Annotated in this window: 1 protein-coding gene; it reads left to right on the top strand. The window is 77.1% G+C overall.

All coding sequences use genetic code 11. The features are described from left to right. Nucleotides 1-580: sigma-70 RNA polymerase sigma factor region 4 domain-containing protein (locus tag CCN44_RS42185; RefSeq protein WP_143650490.1), on the top strand; the 580-nt coding region annotated here is incomplete at both ends.

Raw genomic sequence — 580 nt, 5'->3', positions numbered from 1 at the left:
CGGCTCCCGGAGGCGTCCGCCGACGACACCGGTCTCGGGGCCGACGTCCGCGCCCTGCACGAGGCCGATCAGTCCATGGCCATGCGGGCCTTCCGCTCGCTGCCCGAGCGCTGGCAGGCCGTGCTGTGGCACACCGAGGTGGAGGACGAGTCCCCGAGCGAGGTGGCCGTCCTGTTCGGGCTGGACGCCAACGGCACCCGGGTGCTCGCCAGCCGCGCGCGCGAGGGGCTGAAGCAGGCCTATCTCCAGGCCCACGTCAGCACCACCCTCACCCACGACGAGGAGTGCGCCCGCTACGCCGACCAGCTGGGCACCTACGCCCGCCGCAAGCTGCGCGTCCGGGCCGAGCGGGGCCTGCGCAAGCACCTGGAGGAGTGCGCCCGGTGCCGGCTGGCGGCGGCCCAGATCCAAGAGGTCGCGAGCGGCATCCCCGGTGTCGTCCCGGTCGCCGTCATCGGCTGGTTCGGGGCCGCCGGGTACGCCAAGGCCCTCGGGATCGTGGCCGGCAGCGCGAGTGCCGGGGCGGCCGGGGCCGCCGCCGCGGCGGGCGGGTCGTCCGGCGGCGCGTCCGGCGCGGGCG

This window comes from Streptomyces tricolor, assembly GCF_002155905.1.
Lineage (GTDB): Bacteria > Actinomycetota > Actinomycetes > Streptomycetales > Streptomycetaceae > Streptomyces > Streptomyces tricolor.
Note: the sequence above shows the minus strand (reverse complement) of the source record. Positions and strands in the feature narration are given on the sequence as shown.